This is a genomic window from Enterococcus sp. CSURQ0835 (assembly GCF_902706605.1).
Taxonomy (GTDB): domain Bacteria; phylum Bacillota; class Bacilli; order Lactobacillales; family Enterococcaceae; genus Enterococcus_A.
Genome location: NZ_CACSLH010000019.1, coordinates 1 through 16,633 on the forward strand (window position 1 = coordinate 1; position 16,633 = coordinate 16,633).

Annotated in this window: 13 protein-coding genes and 1 other annotated feature (1 of these 14 cut by a window edge); of the genes, 5 read left to right on the plus strand and 8 right to left on the minus strand. The window is 41.8% G+C overall.

Annotated features, from left to right (window positions below; all coding sequences use genetic code 11):
* Positions 1-399: 399 nt before the first annotated feature.
* The 5 genes from GVJ38_RS08715 to gnd all read right to left on the minus strand — a co-directional run bounded on the left by GVJ38_RS08715 (position 400) and on the right by gnd (position 7,070).
* Complete coding sequence (locus tag GVJ38_RS08715; protein WP_159722771.1) at positions 400-1,617, minus strand: MFS transporter; 1,218 nt, start codon at positions 1,615-1,617, stop codon at positions 400-402.
* On the minus strand, positions 1,608-2,834 hold the full coding sequence (locus GVJ38_RS08720; RefSeq protein ID WP_159722772.1) for a M20 metallopeptidase family protein: 1,227 nt from the start codon (positions 2,832-2,834) through the stop codon (positions 1,608-1,610). The genes GVJ38_RS08715 and GVJ38_RS08720 overlap by 10 nt, the downstream gene beginning before the upstream one ends.
* A gap of 340 nt (positions 2,835-3,174) precedes the next feature.
* Complete coding sequence (locus GVJ38_RS08725) at positions 3,175-4,530, minus strand: gluconate:H+ symporter (RefSeq protein ID WP_159722773.1); 1,356 nt, start codon at positions 4,528-4,530, stop codon at positions 3,175-3,177.
* A 105-nt stretch (positions 4,531-4,635) separates the two neighbouring features.
* A complete protein-coding gene (gene gntK / locus GVJ38_RS08730) occupies positions 4,636-6,165 on the minus strand; it encodes a gluconokinase (protein ID WP_159722774.1) in 1,530 nt (509 codons plus the stop codon).
* 11 nt (positions 6,166-6,176) lie between these two features.
* Positions 6,177-7,070, minus strand: coding sequence for a phosphogluconate dehydrogenase (NAD(+)-dependent, decarboxylating) (gnd, locus tag GVJ38_RS08735; protein ID WP_159722775.1), 894 nt, complete (start codon positions 7,068-7,070; stop codon positions 6,177-6,179).
* 158 nt (positions 7,071-7,228) lie between these two features.
* Between gnd and GVJ38_RS08740 the strand changes: the two genes are divergently transcribed.
* From GVJ38_RS08740 to GVJ38_RS08750, 3 genes are all read left to right on the plus strand, one after another.
* Positions 7,229-8,071 (plus strand): MurR/RpiR family transcriptional regulator, encoded by an 843-nt coding sequence (locus tag GVJ38_RS08740; protein WP_159722776.1) that lies wholly within the window; start codon positions 7,229-7,231, stop codon positions 8,069-8,071.
* Between the two features lie 391 nt (positions 8,072-8,462).
* Complete coding sequence (locus GVJ38_RS08745) at positions 8,463-9,533, plus strand: NlpC/P60 family protein (RefSeq protein WP_159722777.1); 1,071 nt, start codon at positions 8,463-8,465, stop codon at positions 9,531-9,533.
* A 539-nt stretch (positions 9,534-10,072) separates the two neighbouring features.
* The gene (locus GVJ38_RS08750) at positions 10,073-11,146 is read left to right on the plus strand and encodes an NlpC/P60 family protein (RefSeq protein ID WP_159722778.1); all 1,074 of its coding nucleotides are present in this window, start codon (positions 10,073-10,075) and stop codon (positions 11,144-11,146) included.
* A 62-nt stretch (positions 11,147-11,208) separates the two neighbouring features.
* Here GVJ38_RS08750 and GVJ38_RS08755 read toward each other — a convergent pair whose 3' ends face one another.
* Entirely contained in the window at positions 11,209-11,955 is a 747-nt protein-coding gene (locus GVJ38_RS08755; protein ID WP_159722779.1) for a MerR family transcriptional regulator, read from the minus strand.
* 230 nt (positions 11,956-12,185) lie between these two features.
* Here GVJ38_RS08755 and GVJ38_RS08760 point away from each other — a divergent pair, with 230 nt between their 5' ends.
* The gene (locus GVJ38_RS08760; RefSeq protein WP_159722780.1) at positions 12,186-12,449 is read left to right on the plus strand and encodes a hypothetical protein; all 264 of its coding nucleotides are present in this window, start codon (positions 12,186-12,188) and stop codon (positions 12,447-12,449) included.
* A 209-nt stretch (positions 12,450-12,658) separates the two neighbouring features.
* Entirely contained in the window at positions 12,659-14,089 is a 1,431-nt protein-coding gene (locus tag GVJ38_RS08765) for an APC family permease (protein WP_268839983.1), read from the plus strand.
* A gap of 90 nt (positions 14,090-14,179) precedes the next feature.
* Here the strand turns inward: GVJ38_RS08765 and GVJ38_RS08770 are convergent, their stop codons facing one another.
* Together GVJ38_RS08770 and brnQ are read right to left on the minus strand one after the other, a co-directional pair.
* Complete coding sequence (locus tag GVJ38_RS08770; protein ID WP_159722781.1) at positions 14,180-15,007, minus strand: hypothetical protein; 828 nt, start codon at positions 15,005-15,007, stop codon at positions 14,180-14,182.
* 123 nt (positions 15,008-15,130) lie between these two features.
* Complete coding sequence (gene brnQ, locus GVJ38_RS08775; protein WP_159722782.1) at positions 15,131-16,483, minus strand: branched-chain amino acid transport system II carrier protein; 1,353 nt, start codon at positions 16,481-16,483, stop codon at positions 15,131-15,133.
* Between the two features lie 88 nt (positions 16,484-16,571).
* Positions 16,572-16,633: a binding site (T-box leader), on the minus strand; it runs 175 nt beyond the window's last position.

The following is a 16,633-nucleotide window of genomic DNA, read 5'->3' on the forward strand; positions in this document are numbered from 1 at the left end:
ATTTAATAAAACGTACAATTTCTGGAATAAAAGTCATCCGCTGCGTAAGCATTCGACTTTTTTGCAATTTTGAATGAAACATAGTTTTCAGATTTTTCTGAAATTATTTGTGCAACACTAGTGAAAATCATTATATACTACTTTTGAAGTAATTAAATTTTCTGAAAATAATGAATCGCTACTCTTAACTAAGAAAAGTGTAACGAACACGTTCAGCCTCAAAGAACTAAGGTGGAGAAACAAGGTGTTTTTTTCCACGAGCCGTCACCTTATTTCCGAGAGCTAATTTGTGAAGCTGGCCATTTTTAGATTTGGGATTACAAAAAAAGCCGTCGTAAGTTGACATTCTAGCTCAACTTACGGCGGTTAGATTTTGATTTATCTTAATCTCTTTGGTAATTAATTTTCCGTCATTTCTAGTGGTGCTGCTTCTTTTTTCTTTTGGATCACGAGTGCGATCAAACCAGATAAGCCAAATGTGATCGCGATGAAAATAAACGCACTGGCATATGAACCATTGGCTAGATCAACTAATTGTCCCATCACGATCGGGGCAAAGAAACCGCCCGATACGCCGACTGCATTGATGATCGAATATTTTGTTGAGACTTCCTCAGCTTTGAATAATTTGACTGGCATACTCATCAAAGTTGAAAAAGCACAACCAGCACATCCAACAGCGATAGCTAAAAAGAAGCCACAAACGATCAAATTACTAGTCAATGAAGTCGCAAAAGCAGCTAATCCACCGATCAGCGCAGCCGTTAAAATGAAACCTTTCTCGCGGTGCAAGAAATATTTCTTAACGATTATTCCTGAACCCATCGCCGTTGCCATCAACACCGCACCGATTGCAGCCGTCAAACCTGATGTTTGTCCCATCGTCAAATGAAAGGTATCGACTAAATAAGAAGCTTGCCAACTAGTCAGTCCGTAAAACGCTGCATTCATGAAAAAGGAAGACAATACTAATACCCACACATTTTGATCTTTTAATACTTCAGTCAAACCAAGATTGGTATTTTTCCCTTTTGTACTCATCTTTTGACCAAATCGTTGCGGGATCCCTTTTAACATGATCACAGCCAACAAACTGACTACGATCCCATAAATGAAGTACGTATTTTTCCAGCCGAACGCTACCAAACACGGCGCAGCTACTAATGGTCCTACGACCGAAGCAAAACCTGAAGAAGCGATCATTGAAGATTGAACCGGTCCACGCTGATCGGTAGGAACTTCTTTTGTGATAAAGCCACTGACAGCCGATGGATAACCAGCATGGGCAAACGAACCCGCACAAAAGCGAATCAATAAGACATACAGTAAAGAAAAACCTAGCCCTAAGAAGAACATTAAAGCTCCAATCAATAAGACTGAGAAGATCATGATCTTCCGAGAACCAAAGCGATTACCTAAATAACCAAATGGAATTTGGAACAATGTATAGCCTAAAAAGAACGTACTCAAAATCAACCCTTTTTGACTAGCATCGATTCCAAGATCTTGAGCCATCGGAATGATCGACATGCCGATGATCGTCTTATCTAAATACACACAACTATAACCTAAAAAAATCAAAATCAGTGAGGTTTTCCGCTGCTTGGCTATTTCCATGCGCGCACCTTCACTCTCTCCGGCTCAAATGCAGACTGACCGAAGTAACAAGCTGCCGTTTCCACATAGACTTGCGCACCAAAAGACATGATAGCATCTTCCAAGACGATCTGCGGATTATGCAACATCAAATTCGTTTTAGCTGCTGATATAAACATCGTAACCGTCGGGATCTGATGACTGATCTCACCAAAATCTTCACTGCCCATCAAGGGAACATCATGAGAAAAATCAGCTAAAGCTAATCGTTTCCCCGCAAAAACATGATCAAAATGATCCGTCAGCTGCTCCGCTAGCTCTGGTGAAACGACATTGCTGCGACAACCATTCGTAAAGATGACCTTGACCTTAGCTCGATATGCGTTGCCGATATGTTGGGCGATCTCAGCCATCCGTGTTTTCACTTGTTGCCGCGTTGCTTCATTCAACGTTCGTAACGTACCCTTCATCACGGCTTCATTCGGAATAACATTAGATGACCCGGGACTTCCTGCCTGAAATTCACCCACCGTTAGAACAAACCGTTCTTTTGAACTAATTTCACGCGCGGATAGCGTCTGCAAGCCTTCGTAAATCTTAGCCGCAACATTGATTGGATCAACCCCTAGTTCAGGAGTTGACCCATGACTTCCGACTCCTTCTACTTGAATCTCAAACCAATCAGCACTCGCCATAAAGGTGCCACCGGGTGCGACAAAAATCTCACCAGGCTCACGATCTTTATACGGGAAAACGTGCATCATGGCTCCGGCATCGACTTTTGGATCTTCCAACAAACCGTGTTCCAAACAATCAAATGCCCCGCTTAAAATCTCTTCGCCAGGTTGAAAGAATAATTTGACCGTACCGGCTAGTTTGCTTTCGTTTTCTTTTAAGATCTTGGCCGCCCCTAAGAGCATCGTCGTGTGCAGATCATGACCGCATGCATGCATATAATCATTGGTAGATTTGAAAGGTAGATCAGTCAATTCTTTCACTGGCAGCGCATCCATATCGGCACGTAATAAGAAAACTTTTTCACCTTGACCCACCGTACACACGATTCCTGCTTTGCCACAAGCTTTCGGCGCATACCCAATTTTTTCTAATTGTTGCCAGACAAACGCTTTCGTTTGCTCTAGTTCCATCCCGACTTCGGGGTTACGATGCAAGTGATGCCGAATCGTTTCTAACTCCTGTTGAAATTCTTCCCACGATTGTGATAAATACCACGTCATTTTTCTTCCTCCTACTGTTTTTTTATTTTAATTAAAATACAACCTCTTACTAAATTCTCTGAATAAAGAATTTTGATAATTTGACAGTCTTCATTACTATTAGCTAATTTCAAAGATAAAAATCAAGAAATTTTTGTTGTTAAGATGAATTTACATTCGTTTTTTTATCATCTTATTTTTATGGTAGGCGATTTTAAGCGAACTGTCAATTTTAGAACGACTGAACTTTTTTGTTTTATAAAAAAACTTTCGGAGAAAAAACTAGAATTTCTTTGTGTTATCTTAACTGATCGATTGTTCAAAAAAGGGTTGTGATGACCAAGCATCACAACCCTTTTTTTTAAGCTACTACTAAATTCAACACCAATGCACCAACTAATCCGACAATCGCAATAATCGTTTCTAAAACCGACCACGTCATCAATGTCTCTTTTAATGTGAGATCAAAGTATTCTTTAAACATCCAAAAACCAGCATCATTGACATGACTGAAAAATAAACTACCGGCACCTGTAGCAATCACCATCAATGCCGGGTCAGTTCCGGTAGCTGCCATCAAAGGGGCGGCTAAACCAGCTGCTGTTAGCGCTGCCACTGTTGCGGAACCTAAAGCTAACCGTAAAACGACTGCAATCAACCAAGCTAATAAGATCGGTGACATGCTAGATCCTTTAAAGAGTTGCGCGACATAATCACCAACTCCGCCATCGATCAACACTTGTTTGAACGCGCCACCACCGCCAATGATCAAGAGCATCATCGCAATTTGTTTGATAGCTTGTTCTAAAGAATTCATCAACTCTTTCATGGGGATCTTGCGCCGGATTCCCATCGTGTAGATCGCAACGAGTAATGAAAGGAGCATCGCGACCCCCGGCGAACCAATGAACGTGATGATACTATCTAAAAGTGAAGGATTTTTAGGTGCTTTCCCACCATGAACCAGCATCTCATAAATCGTAGCGATCGCCATCAAAATGACCGGGAACAATGAAGTAAGCGTACTACTGAAGAAACTAGGCGTCTCAGCTAACTTGAACTCTTTGAACTCACCCATCGCAGATAAATTCCCTGAAGGTTTAAACGCAGTGGGTACCATTTTTTGTGCGGTTTTAGTAAAAACTGGTCCAGCAATCAATACGGTAGGCACCGCAATGATCAAGCCATAGACTAAGACCATCCCGACATTTGCACCATACACACCGGCGATCGCAGTCGGTGCAGGATGCGGTGGCAAAAAGCCATGTGTTGCTGAAAGGGCTGCCACCATTGGCAAACCTAAATACATCATCGAAAGTCCTAACTCAGAAGCGATCGCAAAAATGATCGGTAGTAGTAATACTAAGCCGACTTCAAAAAATAAAGCGATTCCAATAATAAAAGAAGCTAATACGACTGCGATTTGAATCTTCTTTTTCCCAAATCGATCGATCAATGTATGCGCGATTCGAAAGGCACCGCCCGCGTCAGCAACTAAACGTCCTAACATTGCGCCAAAACCAAAGACTAATGCTAAGTGCCCAAGTTGTGAACCAATCCCAGTTTCAATCGATGCTGGAATTTTCCCTAATGGCATCCCTAATGCGATCGCTACGATAAATGATACGATCACTAATGACACAAAGGTATTCAATTTTGCTTTTCCAATCAAAAATAATAGTAATAACACGCCTAACACAACAATGAATAATTGCATGATTTGCGCCTCCCTATATATAATAGTAGAAAGTCGTGACAAAAAGTTTTTTTTCGTTGGAACTAAGCTTCTTGTCACGCTATTTGGTGCAAGGTAAATCATAGTTTAATGGTTGCGTTGATATTCTGCGATTGCTTTATACTCCTGACTTAAAGTTCGACTTAGACGAATAAAGATCGGCAACAAGTCACGGTAAGCTGCGTAATTTTCTTCATTAGGTTGGTGGGTCTTCGTGACGCCTACCATCTCTTTTACTGCAGTCAAATCATCGATCAAGCCAAGTGATTTCATCCCCAAGACGGCTGCGCCTAAACAAGAACTTTCAAAACTTTCGGGAATGGTAACTTCGCGTTCAAAAATATCGGCTAGCATTTGGCGCCATAAACTAGAACGAGCAAAACCTCCAGTTGCTTGGATCGATTTAGGTGAACCTGTCACTTCCTCTAAGGCTAAAAGTACCGTATATAAATTAAAGACGATCCCTTCCAATGCGGCACGTAACATGTGAGCCCGCGTATGACTCCGATTCAAGCCAAAGAACGTGCCCCGTGCATTCGCATCCCACAGTGGCGCCCGCTCTCCACCTAAATAAGGTAAAAAGATCAGGCCATCAGAACCGGCGGGGATTTTTTCTGCCATATTAGTCAGCAGATCATAACTATCGACTTTCATTTGAGCAGCGGTTTCTTTTTCTGGTGTGAATAGTTGATCCCGTACCCAACGAAATACGATTCCACCATTATTGACTGGACCACCGATCACCCAACGATCTTCGGCTAAAACGTAACAAAATAGTCGACCTTTCGGATCAGTGGCAGGCTGATTGACCACTTGCCGGATCGCTCCACTTGTGCCAATCGTTAAAGCTAAGACACCTTCTTCAACGGCATTCACGCCTAGGTTCGACAAAACACCATCACTGGCACCGATCACAAACGCGATTTCTTCAGGTAACCCGGTCACTTCCGCATAAGCATGCTTCAAACCGTGAAATTGATAACTCGTCGATACGACTTCTGGTAATTGCGCCGCTGTGATTCCAGCAACTTTTAGTGCTTCAGGCTCCCAATCAAGCGTAAAAATATTGAACAAGCCCGTCGCCGATGCAATCGATTGATCGATCTTTAATTCCCCAAACAATTTATACAGTACATATTCTTTGATCCCAATAAAGTAGCGTGCCTGTGCAAACAGTTCTGGTTTTTCTGTTCGTAGCCAAATAATTTTAGACAGTGGCGCCATCGGATGGATCGGGGTTCCTGTTTTTTCATAAATTTTTTGTCCTAGCCCAGACGCTTTCAATTGTTCACTATATTTAGCTGCGCGATTATCTGCCCACGTGATCGATCGAGTCAACGGTTTCTTTTCTTCATCTAAAACGATCAATGAATGCATAGCAGCAGAAAATGAAACGCCTTTGATGTCTTTGGGATCGATCGCGGCACGTCGTGTGACTTGAGTCAACGCATCCACGACCGCTTCAAAAATTTCTTCTACATCTTGTTCTGCCATATCAGGTTCAGTTTGATACAGCGGATAACCAACGTTGGCATACTCTAAAACCGTTCCCGTTTGATCGTATAAAACAGCTTTAGTACTCGTAGTCCCAATATCGGCTCCGATCACATAGTTCATGTTGTTCCCTCCTATTTGTTTACGGCGTGACCGCCAAAACCATTCCGCAACGATGCGACGACTTTCCCCGTAAAAGTATCATCTTCTAGCGAGCGATAACGCATTTGCAAAGCTAACGTAATCACTGGCAGCGGAACTTGACGTTTTAATGCTTCTTCCACCGTCCATAATCCTTCACCTGATGAATACATCGTTCCTTTTAAATTTTCCAAATGTGGATCGGCTTGAAAAGCTTCTTCAGCTAACTCCATCAGCCAGCTGCGAACGACCGATCCATGATTCCACACCTTCGCAACTTTTTCATTGTCATACGCATAAGGACTGTGCTCTAACAAATCAAATCCTTCTGCGATCGCCTGCATCATACCGTATTCGATGCCATTATGAACCATTTTTAAATAATGACCACTGCCGACTTCCCCGGTGTAAAGATAACCAGCTGGTTGAGCGATTGCTTGAAAGATCGGTTCGATGATCGGGAAAACTTCTGCTGTGCCACCAATCATAAAGTTACCGCCCGACCGCGCACCGCTCATCCCACCAGAAGTGCCGACATCAAAAAAGTAAATGTGTTTTTTCGCCAGCAACTGTCCATGTTGGAGTGAATCTTCATAAAATGAGTTCCCACCATCGATCACGATATCTTTTGCTTGTAAAAGTTGTTGTAACTGTGTGATGATTTGCGCGGTCGCGGCTCCAGCCGGTACCATGACCCACACGATTCGCGGCGCAGGTAATACTTCCACAAATTCACTCAGTTCCGTAATGGGCTGTGCACCTAAATCCGCTGCTGCTTTGATTGCGGCTGAGTTTAAATCATACGCTGCCACCTCAATTCCTTGCTCCAATAAATTCGCGACTAGATTCAATCCCATCTTGCCTAAGCCGATCATACCGATCTTCATTTTAAAATACCTCCTGTCATGTTTTCGGTTACATTCTATGTCACATTTTTACATTTTGCAAGTTTTTTGATGTAAAAATTTTACATACATTTTTTTGTCGTGCTATACTAGTGAAGAAAATAGTAAAATTCGTTACTTTTACTAAGGAGGTTTTTTGAATGGCAAATGATATCCAACATACGATCACAACCTTTTATCAAGATCTAAGTCCCAGCGAAAAAAAAATTGCGGACTATTTAATGCAGCATCAAGAACGTGCAGCTAAAAGTTCAATCCAAGACCTGAGCCAAGCAGTGGACCTTTCAACTGCGACCATTTCTCGTTTTGCAAAACGCTTAGGTTACCAATCATTTCCAGAGTTAAAGATCGCCCTCAGCATGCCCACTAGCGATACAAAAGAATTATTTTCTGATCTTTCGCGGCAAGATGATTCATTGACCTTGGCTAAAAAAGTATTTGCAGCTAACATTCGGTCATTGGAAGATACCGAAAATTTTTTAGAGCAATCACAACTTGATGCTGCACTAACTATTTTAACGCAGGCTAAACAAGCTGCTTTTTTTGGTTTGGGCGGCTCACAAGTCGTAGCTTTAGATGCATTCCATAAGTTTATCCGAACTTCATTGCCGTGTGAATTTCAAAATGATTATCATATGCAGTTGATGCTAGCTTCCAAATTGACCGCTAATGATTGTGCCATTGTGATCTCCCACACTGGGCGCAACCAAGAAATTTTACACTTATGCGAGTTATTAGAAAAAAATCAAGTCCCGATTATCTGTATCACAAGCTACGCAGCTTCTCCGTTAGCCCAAGCTGCCAAAGTTGCGTTGATTGCTTTTGCCGAAGAAACCGCCTATCGTTCAGAGGCGATGTCGGCGATGCAAGCACAATTTAGTTTGATCGATTGTCTATTCATGTTGTATTCCGTGACTAACTACGAAGCTAATAGTCGTGTGCGTCAGCAAATCCGCGACGCCATTAAAGAGACTCGAATCTAAAAAACCAGGCACGACCATGACCAAAAAGCAAAATGAAATAATAATTCATTTTATAAAATAATAAATCTAATAACGTTTTTCGTTATAGAATAAAAACTGTTATCACCGGCTAACTCCTTTTCTGTCACTAGCTAAAGCACTGATTTTAAAGAATTTGTATCAAATTAAAAAAATGAGCTTCATAAAAATGACACACAAGAAATATTATAGAATTGTAATTTTAACATCATTGTAATAACGAGAGCAAAACTCCTTCGTGGCGGTGTTTTTAAGCTCTTTTTAACGTTTTTTTAAAAAACAGCAACTAGACTTCTCAATTTACAGCTTATATAATGACCCCTGTCGATACGAGCTCCATTACAAATACGAAAGACAACTCAAGGAGGACATTATGAAATTATCAAGCAAAAAGAATTTAGGTGCTTTATTATTACCTTGCTTACTACTTGCCTTGCCTGCCTTTGCGCATGCGGATGAGACGACTACGACTACGCCAGCTCCTACAGCTGTTGAACAAAAAAGTGTGAACCAAGACGAAGAATTGAAAAAAGCCAAAGCGGCTGGTTATTCAGAAGAACAATTCAAAAAGATCATGGAGATGCCAAACGTTGCGGGAACAACAGAGATCCTCGTCGCAAAACTGGCACCACAAATCTTACAACGGACGTCTTCTAAACAAAGCCAAGTCGTGAATGAAGCGTTGAAATATTTAGGCGTTCCTTATGTTTGGGGCGGCACGACACCAGCTGGGTTTGATTGCTCTGGTTTGATGCAATATGCGTACCGGGCAACGGGGATCAACATTTCACGGGTCACGTATACGCAAGAATATGAAGGAACAGAAGTTAGTTTGAACGCATTAGAGCCTGGCGATCTATTATTCTACGGTGCTCGTGGTTCAACGCATCACGTGGCAATGTATATCGGAAACGGTCAAATGATCCATGCACCTCAACCGGGGGATGTCGTGAAAGTAATTGAAATGAAATACTTCATGCCATCGTTTGCACGTCGTATCATTGACGAGCCAGATGCACCTGCAGTTCCCGGCGTAAATCCAAAAGCCGGTCCGATGCATCGTTTGTACAATCCAAACTCAGGTGAACATTTCTACACGTCAACCGACGCAGAACGCGATAACTTAACAGGGCAAGGTTGGCAATTAGAAGGGACAGCTTGGACTGCACCAGAAGCCGGGGCACCCGTTTACCGGTTATATAATCCAAATGCGGGGGATCATCATTACACGATGAACTCAAATGAACGCGACATGTTACAAAAAGCTGGTTGGAACTACGAAGGGATCTCTTGGTACTCTGATGGCGACAAAACTTTATTACGCGTTTACAACCCACAAGCAAAAGGCGCTGGCGCCCACCACTACACATTAAGCGGTGGCGAAAAAGCAGCGTTACTAGCTAAAGGCTGGAAAGATGAAGGTTCTGCTTGGAACGGGAAATAAAGCTTTAAAGAGTTGAGCATTTCAAAATGCTCAACTCTTTTTTATTCAACGCTTCTTTTTTCAATAGTCAAAACTAGTCGTATCTTCGGTGGAAAAAACAAATCTTTTAGGCCGATCACAAAGGAGTGTTTACTGGTAAATGTTCTTTTTTGTTTAGTTTGAATTTCAAACTTTCTAATGAAATAAAATGAAAGCGTGGACTTATTTTTATAACGGCACTCATTTCTATTCCTCGTTATAAAAAATACGGTTAACCGCAACTATTTTTTCAGTTTTACTAGACGTCATCCCCGTCTTCATAGCGCTGAGAAAGATTGATAACTCAGCGTTTAATTGTATTTGTCACAGAGGAAATAATGTTGAATTGTAATTTTAACAACACTGTAATAAAAGCCGATAGACCGCTTGATAACAGATTTTATGCGACTTTTCAAAGCTGAATCAGCTAGTTGAGCTATAGACTTCTTTTTTCGCAACTTATATAATGTGTCTTGTTGAAACAATATAAAAAACAAAGATAGCTATTCATAGGAGGACTTATGAAATTACGAAGCAAAAAGAATTTAGGTGTTTTCTTATTACCTTGCGTACTACTTGCCTTTCCTGCGTTCGCACATGCGACTGAGAATACAACTACTATAGCTCCTACAGCTGCTCAAACAACTGATAAAAAAGTGAACTACGATGAAGAAATGCAAAAAGCGAAAGCAGCTGGTTATTCTGAAGAACAGTTCAAACAAATCATGAACATGCCAGACGTAGCCGGCGAGACATCTGTTTCTCCTGCAAAACTAGATGCTTCTTTATTGCGTCGCTCATCATCTAAACAAAGCCAAGTCGTAAATGAAGCTATGAAATATTTAGGCGTTCCCTATGTTTGGGGTGGTACGACACCAGCTGGCTTTGATTGTTCTGGATTGATTCAATACGCTTATCGCGCTGTTGGTATCAACTTACCGCGGGTGACATACCAACAAGAATATGAAGGTCAAGATGTCAGCTTGAATGCATTGCAACCTGGTGATTTATTATTTTACGGCCCACGAGGCGCAACGTATCATATTGGAATGTACATTGGGAATGGTCAAATGATCCACGCACCACAACCCGGTGATGTTGTTAAAGTCATCGACATGCAATACTTCATGCCATCCTTTGCACGTCGCGTGATCGACGAACCCGATGCTCCAGCTGTGCCACAGGTAAATCCAAAAGCTGGTCCGATGTACCGCCTTTACAATCCAAATTCTGGTGAACATTTCTATACTTCTGGTGAAGGTGAACGGGATTCATTAACTAGCCAAGGCTGGCAAATGGAAGGAACGGCTTGGACTGCGCCTGAATCTGGCGACTCCGTTTACCGTTTATACAATCCAAATGCCGGTGATCACCATTACACCACTAACGCAAATGAAAAAGACGCGTTAGTAAAAGCTGGTTGGAATTATGAAGGCGTGTCTTGGTACTCTAGTGGCGATAAAACATTGTTACGTCTTTACAATCCTCAAGCAAAAGGCGCGGGTTCTCACCACTATACTTTAAATACCGGTGAAAAAGACAACTTGGTCCGCCAAGGTTGGCAAGATGAAGGTAAAGCTTGGCAAGGAAAATAATTTTTCTTTCGTAATTAATAAGAGTAAAGTCAAAAAGACTGACGAAATTTGTCAGTCTTTTTTTATTGTGCTACGATAATTTTCACTAAAGCTGCGGTTGCCCCCTGCCCCACTCTTTCATCATAATAAGCAGTAAAGCGTGGATCAGCTACATACATTTGCGCTAAACCTTGATGGGCTTTCAAGGAATATGTTGGCCAAGAAAATTGCAACCACTGCCGATGAAGTTGAAAAATACGTGTTGCTAATTCAGTTGTCGGTTCACGTAGATACTTTTGTAACTGCGCCAGCAATTCCATTTCTGTTTTTTGCAACGCTTCATAATCGGACTGACTTAAAGCTAATCGTTTTTGATTGGCGGCTTCAATCACATCTGAGCCATAGCTTTCACGAAGCTCGGCACCGTATTCTTTTTCGTTTTCAGTCAACTCTTGCTGTTTGAACGCCCTAAATTTTTCTTGTTCTGTCATGGATATTTCTCCTTTGTGATAAGCCAGTGTTTTTTCTACAGTCGCTAGGAGCGTGTCTAATTGCTGGCGTTTTTTTAGCAGCGCTTGATGTTGTGATTCAAGTGCTGTGGTAAGATCAAAGTCAGGGGCATTGAGGATCTGTTTAATCGTCGTTAGAGAAAAATCAAGTGTGCGATAAAATAAAATTTGTTGTAGTCGGTCTAATTGTGTTTTACCATAAATCCGATAGCCTGCTGAATTGAGTCGCTTCGGTAGTAATAAGCCGATTTCATCATAATAGCGTAACGTCCGTGCGCTTACTCCTGATAGCTCCGCAATTTGTTTGATCGTGTATTCCATTTGTTCACCTCCGATAAATTAAGCTTAAGGGTTCCCGTAACGTGAAGGTCAAGTAAAAATTTTTCGCTAGATTAATTTTTTTATTTTTACCTAAAAGGCGTATACCCTTACAAGAAAGCGCTTCAAAGATAAAAAAGATTGTTGTTTAAAATTGGTCTACTTAAGTTTTCAGTTGAGCTTTTTTATATTTCATGCTAGAATTCCTATAATAATGTTAGGAGATGGCTTAATTGAACTTAGTTGAAGCGTATAAGATCGAGATCCAAACCGAAAGTGGTTCACATGAGATTTACATCACGCAAGAAGGTAACAGCAAACGCAGCTTGTTCCAAATCATGAATCAACGCGGCCAACAAAATGAAGGCTACTATTCTTTCTGGCGCGATGAAGACAACTCAAAACTTTTCATCAACAAAGAAAAGATCATCGCGATCCACAAATACGCCACTGAAAAATATGAAGCTGAATTATTGAAAAAATATTATCGGATTTAATGGCTGGTCGGGTCAATGCGACCTTTCCGCCGTAAAAAAGAGCACGCCGCTCTTTTTTTTTGCCTAAAAGTTGACGGTGTGCGCTTTTTTATGGCATGATAAATCGTATTTTTAATTCGAAAGGAAGTCTGCGATGCGAATCGAATATCGCAACAAGCCCCCCTGCCTGATCTTTGATTAACTCAATCAACTATTAGGAGGAAAAGAATTTGCAAGTAAAGAAAAGTTTTATTTCATGGCCGATCTTAGCCTTGATGTCATTTGTCACTGTCATCGGTTTTGATGATATCATCTATAATTTCGCCAATCAAGGTATGGGGGTCATCACCTCATGGATTATTTTACTACTATTATATGTCATTCCTTATTCACTTATGGTCGGTCAGTTAGGTTCCATCTTCAATCACGAAGGTGGCGGATTGAGTTCATGGGTCCGCGGAACGAGTGGCGAAAAATTGGGCTACTTCACCGCTTGGACCTATTGGGCTGCATCGATTCCTTATGTGGTCGATACGGCTAACGCGGTCGTAGTTGGTTTTGGTTGGCTCATCAATGGCAACGATTCAATGGAAGATAAAATGTCCAATCACGTCTTTGCACTTTTAACCTTTTGTGTCTTTTTGCTCTTTATTATTTTACAACGCCGCTTCAAACGCTCACTGGAAGTTTTGAGTACTTTAGGTGGTGGTGCGATGTTTATCATGGCGCTTTTGTTTGTGGTGATGACGTTTACTTCTTTATTCATGCCAGAAGGTCACATCGAGACTCAACCGATGAACTTGCAAGCGATCATCCCAAAATTCGATCTGCATTATTTAACTACGATCGGATTATTGATCTACGCGATTAACGGAGCAGAACTCATCGCGCCATTTGTTACAAAGATGCGGCATCCACAAAGAGAATTTCCTAAATCGATGATCATGTTGACAGTCATGACGATCTTTTTAACAGTCTTCGGTTCTTTTTCACTGGGCGTCTTCTTCAATGCGCATCACTTACCGAACAATTTGAAGATGAATGGTTCCTATTATGCCTTCCAGCGGCTCGGGGAGTTTTATCATTTAGGCAATAGCTTGATGTATATTTTTGCTGTAACTCAGATCATTTATATGTGTGCCCTTTTAGCCGTCTTATTAGATGCCATGACTCGGATGCTGATCGCAGATACTGGGAAAAAATATATGCCGAAAAAATTGACTAAGTTAAACGCTGATGGCCTGCCCATCAATGGCTATATTTTAACGACTGCATTAAGTGCCTTCATCTTATTGTTAGGCGTTTTCTTACCTGAAATGAATGACATTTTCAACTGGTTATTGAATCTAAACGGGATCATCTCTCCAGGGGTCACGTGTTGGATCTTTTATGCTTTTGTTAAAGTCCGTTTAGATGCGAAAAACTATCCATCAGAGTATGTCTTCATCAAAAATGATCGCGCAGCTGTCGCGTTTGGGATGTGGTGTTTGATCGTTACAGTGATCGCTACGTTATTCGGGATCTTACCGCAAGATGCCCCGATCGGCTCATCACTTTTCTGGCATGAACTGATCATTAATATCGTTGGGATCACGGTTTTAATCGGACTCGGCTTTGTGATGCCCGCTCTTGCTAAACGGGAACGAGAACAGTTAACTTAACAGTTAAATTTTAGGCGTTGACTTAGTTCGTCTCGGATCAAAATCTAAATAGCACCGTTCAGAAAAATTCTGAACGGTGCTATTTTTTTACTAAAGTTTATCGGCATCTTTAGTGCTGAGGACAGTCGCGTTGTTTTGATCCGTGATCTCCAATAAGAAGATTTGATTGACGACTTTCCCACTATCAATAAAATAAGCAGTCGCAAGCAATTTATCACCGCTTTGGTATACTAAATAACTCGTAACGGAATCTTGATCATAGCCTAATGTCCGGAACCAGCCATTTGTATTGGTGATCGGTTGACCATCAAAATCAGCCGGCTTATGCATTTGTGAGTTGTTGATCTCTTCATCAGTTGCCCCGGTCACTGCTTTATAAATCGCCCGACCATATTTGCCGGCATCTTTTACAATGATCTGGCCAGAGTTTTCTGGTTTAGCTTGGGCATAAAAGGCGATCCCTTCGTCACTCCAGCCGGCTTTTTTCAGTGAATTCACTTCAGCTTGACTATACGTATAATGATGGCTGCCTGTATTGGCATGAGGATTGTACAGTCGGTAGATCGGAACTTCTTTTTTTAGATCTGACTGAAAGGCGACCCCTTCATCTTGCCAACCGACTTTCACGAGATTGTCCCGTTCGCCAACGTCTAGCGTATAATGATGGTCACCGGAATTTGGATTGTAAAGGCGATAGACTGGCGTTCCTTGATCCGGTGCATCCCAAGCTTCCCCTTCGTTGGCCCAACCGACTTTCACGAGATTATCCCGTTCGCCGATATTTGACGTATAATGGTGTTCACCAGAATTTGGGTTGTACACTCGATAGATCATGGCGGCTTCACTATTTTGCGCAAAAGCCAAGCTTCCGCCGAACACAGCTGCACTGAACAAAACGAGCTTCAAAGTTTTTTTCATTCCTGTAGCCCTCCTACTTTTGATTAATCCTATGGTAAAGGAAATCGCAGTGAAAAACAAATCAAAACGCCCACAACGATTTGATAAGTTAATCATCAAATGTGTGGACGTGATTTTGCTTAACTATTCAGCAACCGTTTCTAAGGCTGAGTGTTTCCGGAAAAGATGAAGGACAATCGCTAACCCTAGCCCGATAGTTGTTGGGATCATCCACCCTAATCCTTGAGTCGCAAACGGGATGATCTGATGATAGCCTGCCGTCAAATTTTTTGTCAAAGTCGTTTGGATCGGTAAAGCGCCGATTGCATCAAAAATCGCGGGTAACGCTGCAAACGCAGTTGACAAACGATAGATTACCCGATCGTGTTTAAACAGTGGCGCGAATAAGCCGGGAATGATCAACGCCATCGCGAGTGGATACAGCAGCATCAAAAATGGCATCGTCCATGCGATGATCGCATCTAATCCAAAGTTCGCCGTCAAAAACGAAAGCAACGTCGTGAGGCGCAACCAGCCTTTATAACTTAAAATACTGAAATGAGCAGAGAAGTCTTGGGCAAAAGATGCAATCAATCCCATTGCGGTCGTGAATACGGCTAAGATCGTCAAACCACCCATTACGATCATGCCTGGTTGCCCAAAGTAATAGCGGATGATCTGCGTCAAGGCGATCCCGCCATTGTCTGATAAGGGGAACTTAGCCAGTGACATCGCACCTAATGCAATAATTCCTAAGTAAATCCCCGCCGTCAGCAGCATCGAAAGTGAGCCAGCTTTGATCGTTTGACTAGCGATCGCTTTTTCTTTTTTGATCCCTAACAATCGGATCGTGCGGATGATCGTAACACCAAACGCCAAAGCCGCTAGCGCATCCATCGTATTGTAGCCTTCTAAAAAGCCTTTGATCGTGGAACCATGTCCATACGCTTGATCAGCCGGTATATGTTGTAACGTCCCAAATGGATGAATGAAAGCAATCGCAAAAATCGCGAATAAAATGATCAGAAATGCCGGATTCAATAATTTTCCGATGATTTTTAATAAATTCGTTTCTCGAGTTGAAAAGTAGTAAGCTAAACCGAAGAAAGCCGCTGAAAACAAGAACAATCCTAATTGATCATAACGTTTAGGAACTAAGCTTTCAAAACTGAACTGATACCCTAACGCAGCCGTCCGTGGTGTCGCAAACATCGGACCTAATGCCAAGTGACACAAAATCAAAAATAAGATCCCGTACCAACCAGCAACTGGCTTTGCAATATCAAAAATCCCTTGCGAACGTGTTTGACTCAAGGCGATCAATGCACTTAGTGGGATCAATGTCGCCGAGATCAAAAAGCCGATCCCAGCTGATAACCAATGCTCACCAGCTAATTGGCCTAAGTGAGCGGGAAAAATCAAATTGCCGGCTCCAAAGAACATCCCGAAAATCAATGAAGCTAATAAAAGTAATTGTTTTTTTGTTAGTTTTTCCATTTTACATTCTCCTTCGATCATTTTTTGCGATGCTCCTAAATGTAACCGGCCTCCTTTACAAATAAAAAAGCCCGTTCGTCTAAAAAGACGAACGGGCGAATAATCGCGGTACCACCGTTGTTTGATAAATGAATTCACTTATCCTCTCTC

Bases quoted from the DNA above. Each gene is read 5' to 3' on its own strand.
- GVJ38_RS08740 (WP_159722776.1), top strand. From the start codon at position 7,229: ATGGCAAATGATATCCAACATACGATCACAACCTTTTATCAAGATCTA.
- GVJ38_RS08745 (WP_159722777.1), top strand. From the start codon at position 8,463: ATGAAATTATCAAGCAAAAAGAATTTAGGTGCTTTATTATTACCTTGC.
- GVJ38_RS08750 (WP_159722778.1), top strand. From the start codon at position 10,073: ATGAAATTACGAAGCAAAAAGAATTTAGGTGTTTTCTTATTACCTTGC.
- GVJ38_RS08720 (WP_159722772.1), bottom strand. From the start codon at position 2,834: ATGACGTGGTATTTATCACAATCGTGGGAAGAATTTCAACAGGAGTTA.
- GVJ38_RS08715 (WP_159722771.1), bottom strand. From the start codon at position 1,617: ATGGAAATAGCCAAGCAGCGGAAAACCTCACTGATTTTGATTTTTTTA.
- GVJ38_RS08755 (WP_159722779.1), bottom strand. From the start codon at position 11,955: ATGGAATACACGATCAAACAAATTGCGGAGCTATCAGGAGTAAGCGCA.
- brnQ (WP_159722782.1), bottom strand. From the start codon at position 16,483: ATGGAAAAACTAACAAAAAAACAATTACTTTTATTAGCTTCATTGATT.
- GVJ38_RS08725 (WP_159722773.1), bottom strand. From the start codon at position 4,530: ATGCAATTATTCATTGTTGTGTTAGGCGTGTTATTACTATTATTTTTG.
- gntK (WP_159722774.1), bottom strand. From the start codon at position 6,165: ATGAACTATGTGATCGGAGCCGATATTGGGACTACGAGTACTAAAGCT.
- gnd (WP_159722775.1), bottom strand. From the start codon at position 7,070: ATGAAGATCGGTATGATCGGCTTAGGCAAGATGGGATTGAATCTAGTC.
- GVJ38_RS08770 (WP_159722781.1), bottom strand. From the start codon at position 15,007: ATGAAAAAAACTTTGAAGCTCGTTTTGTTCAGTGCAGCTGTGTTCGGC.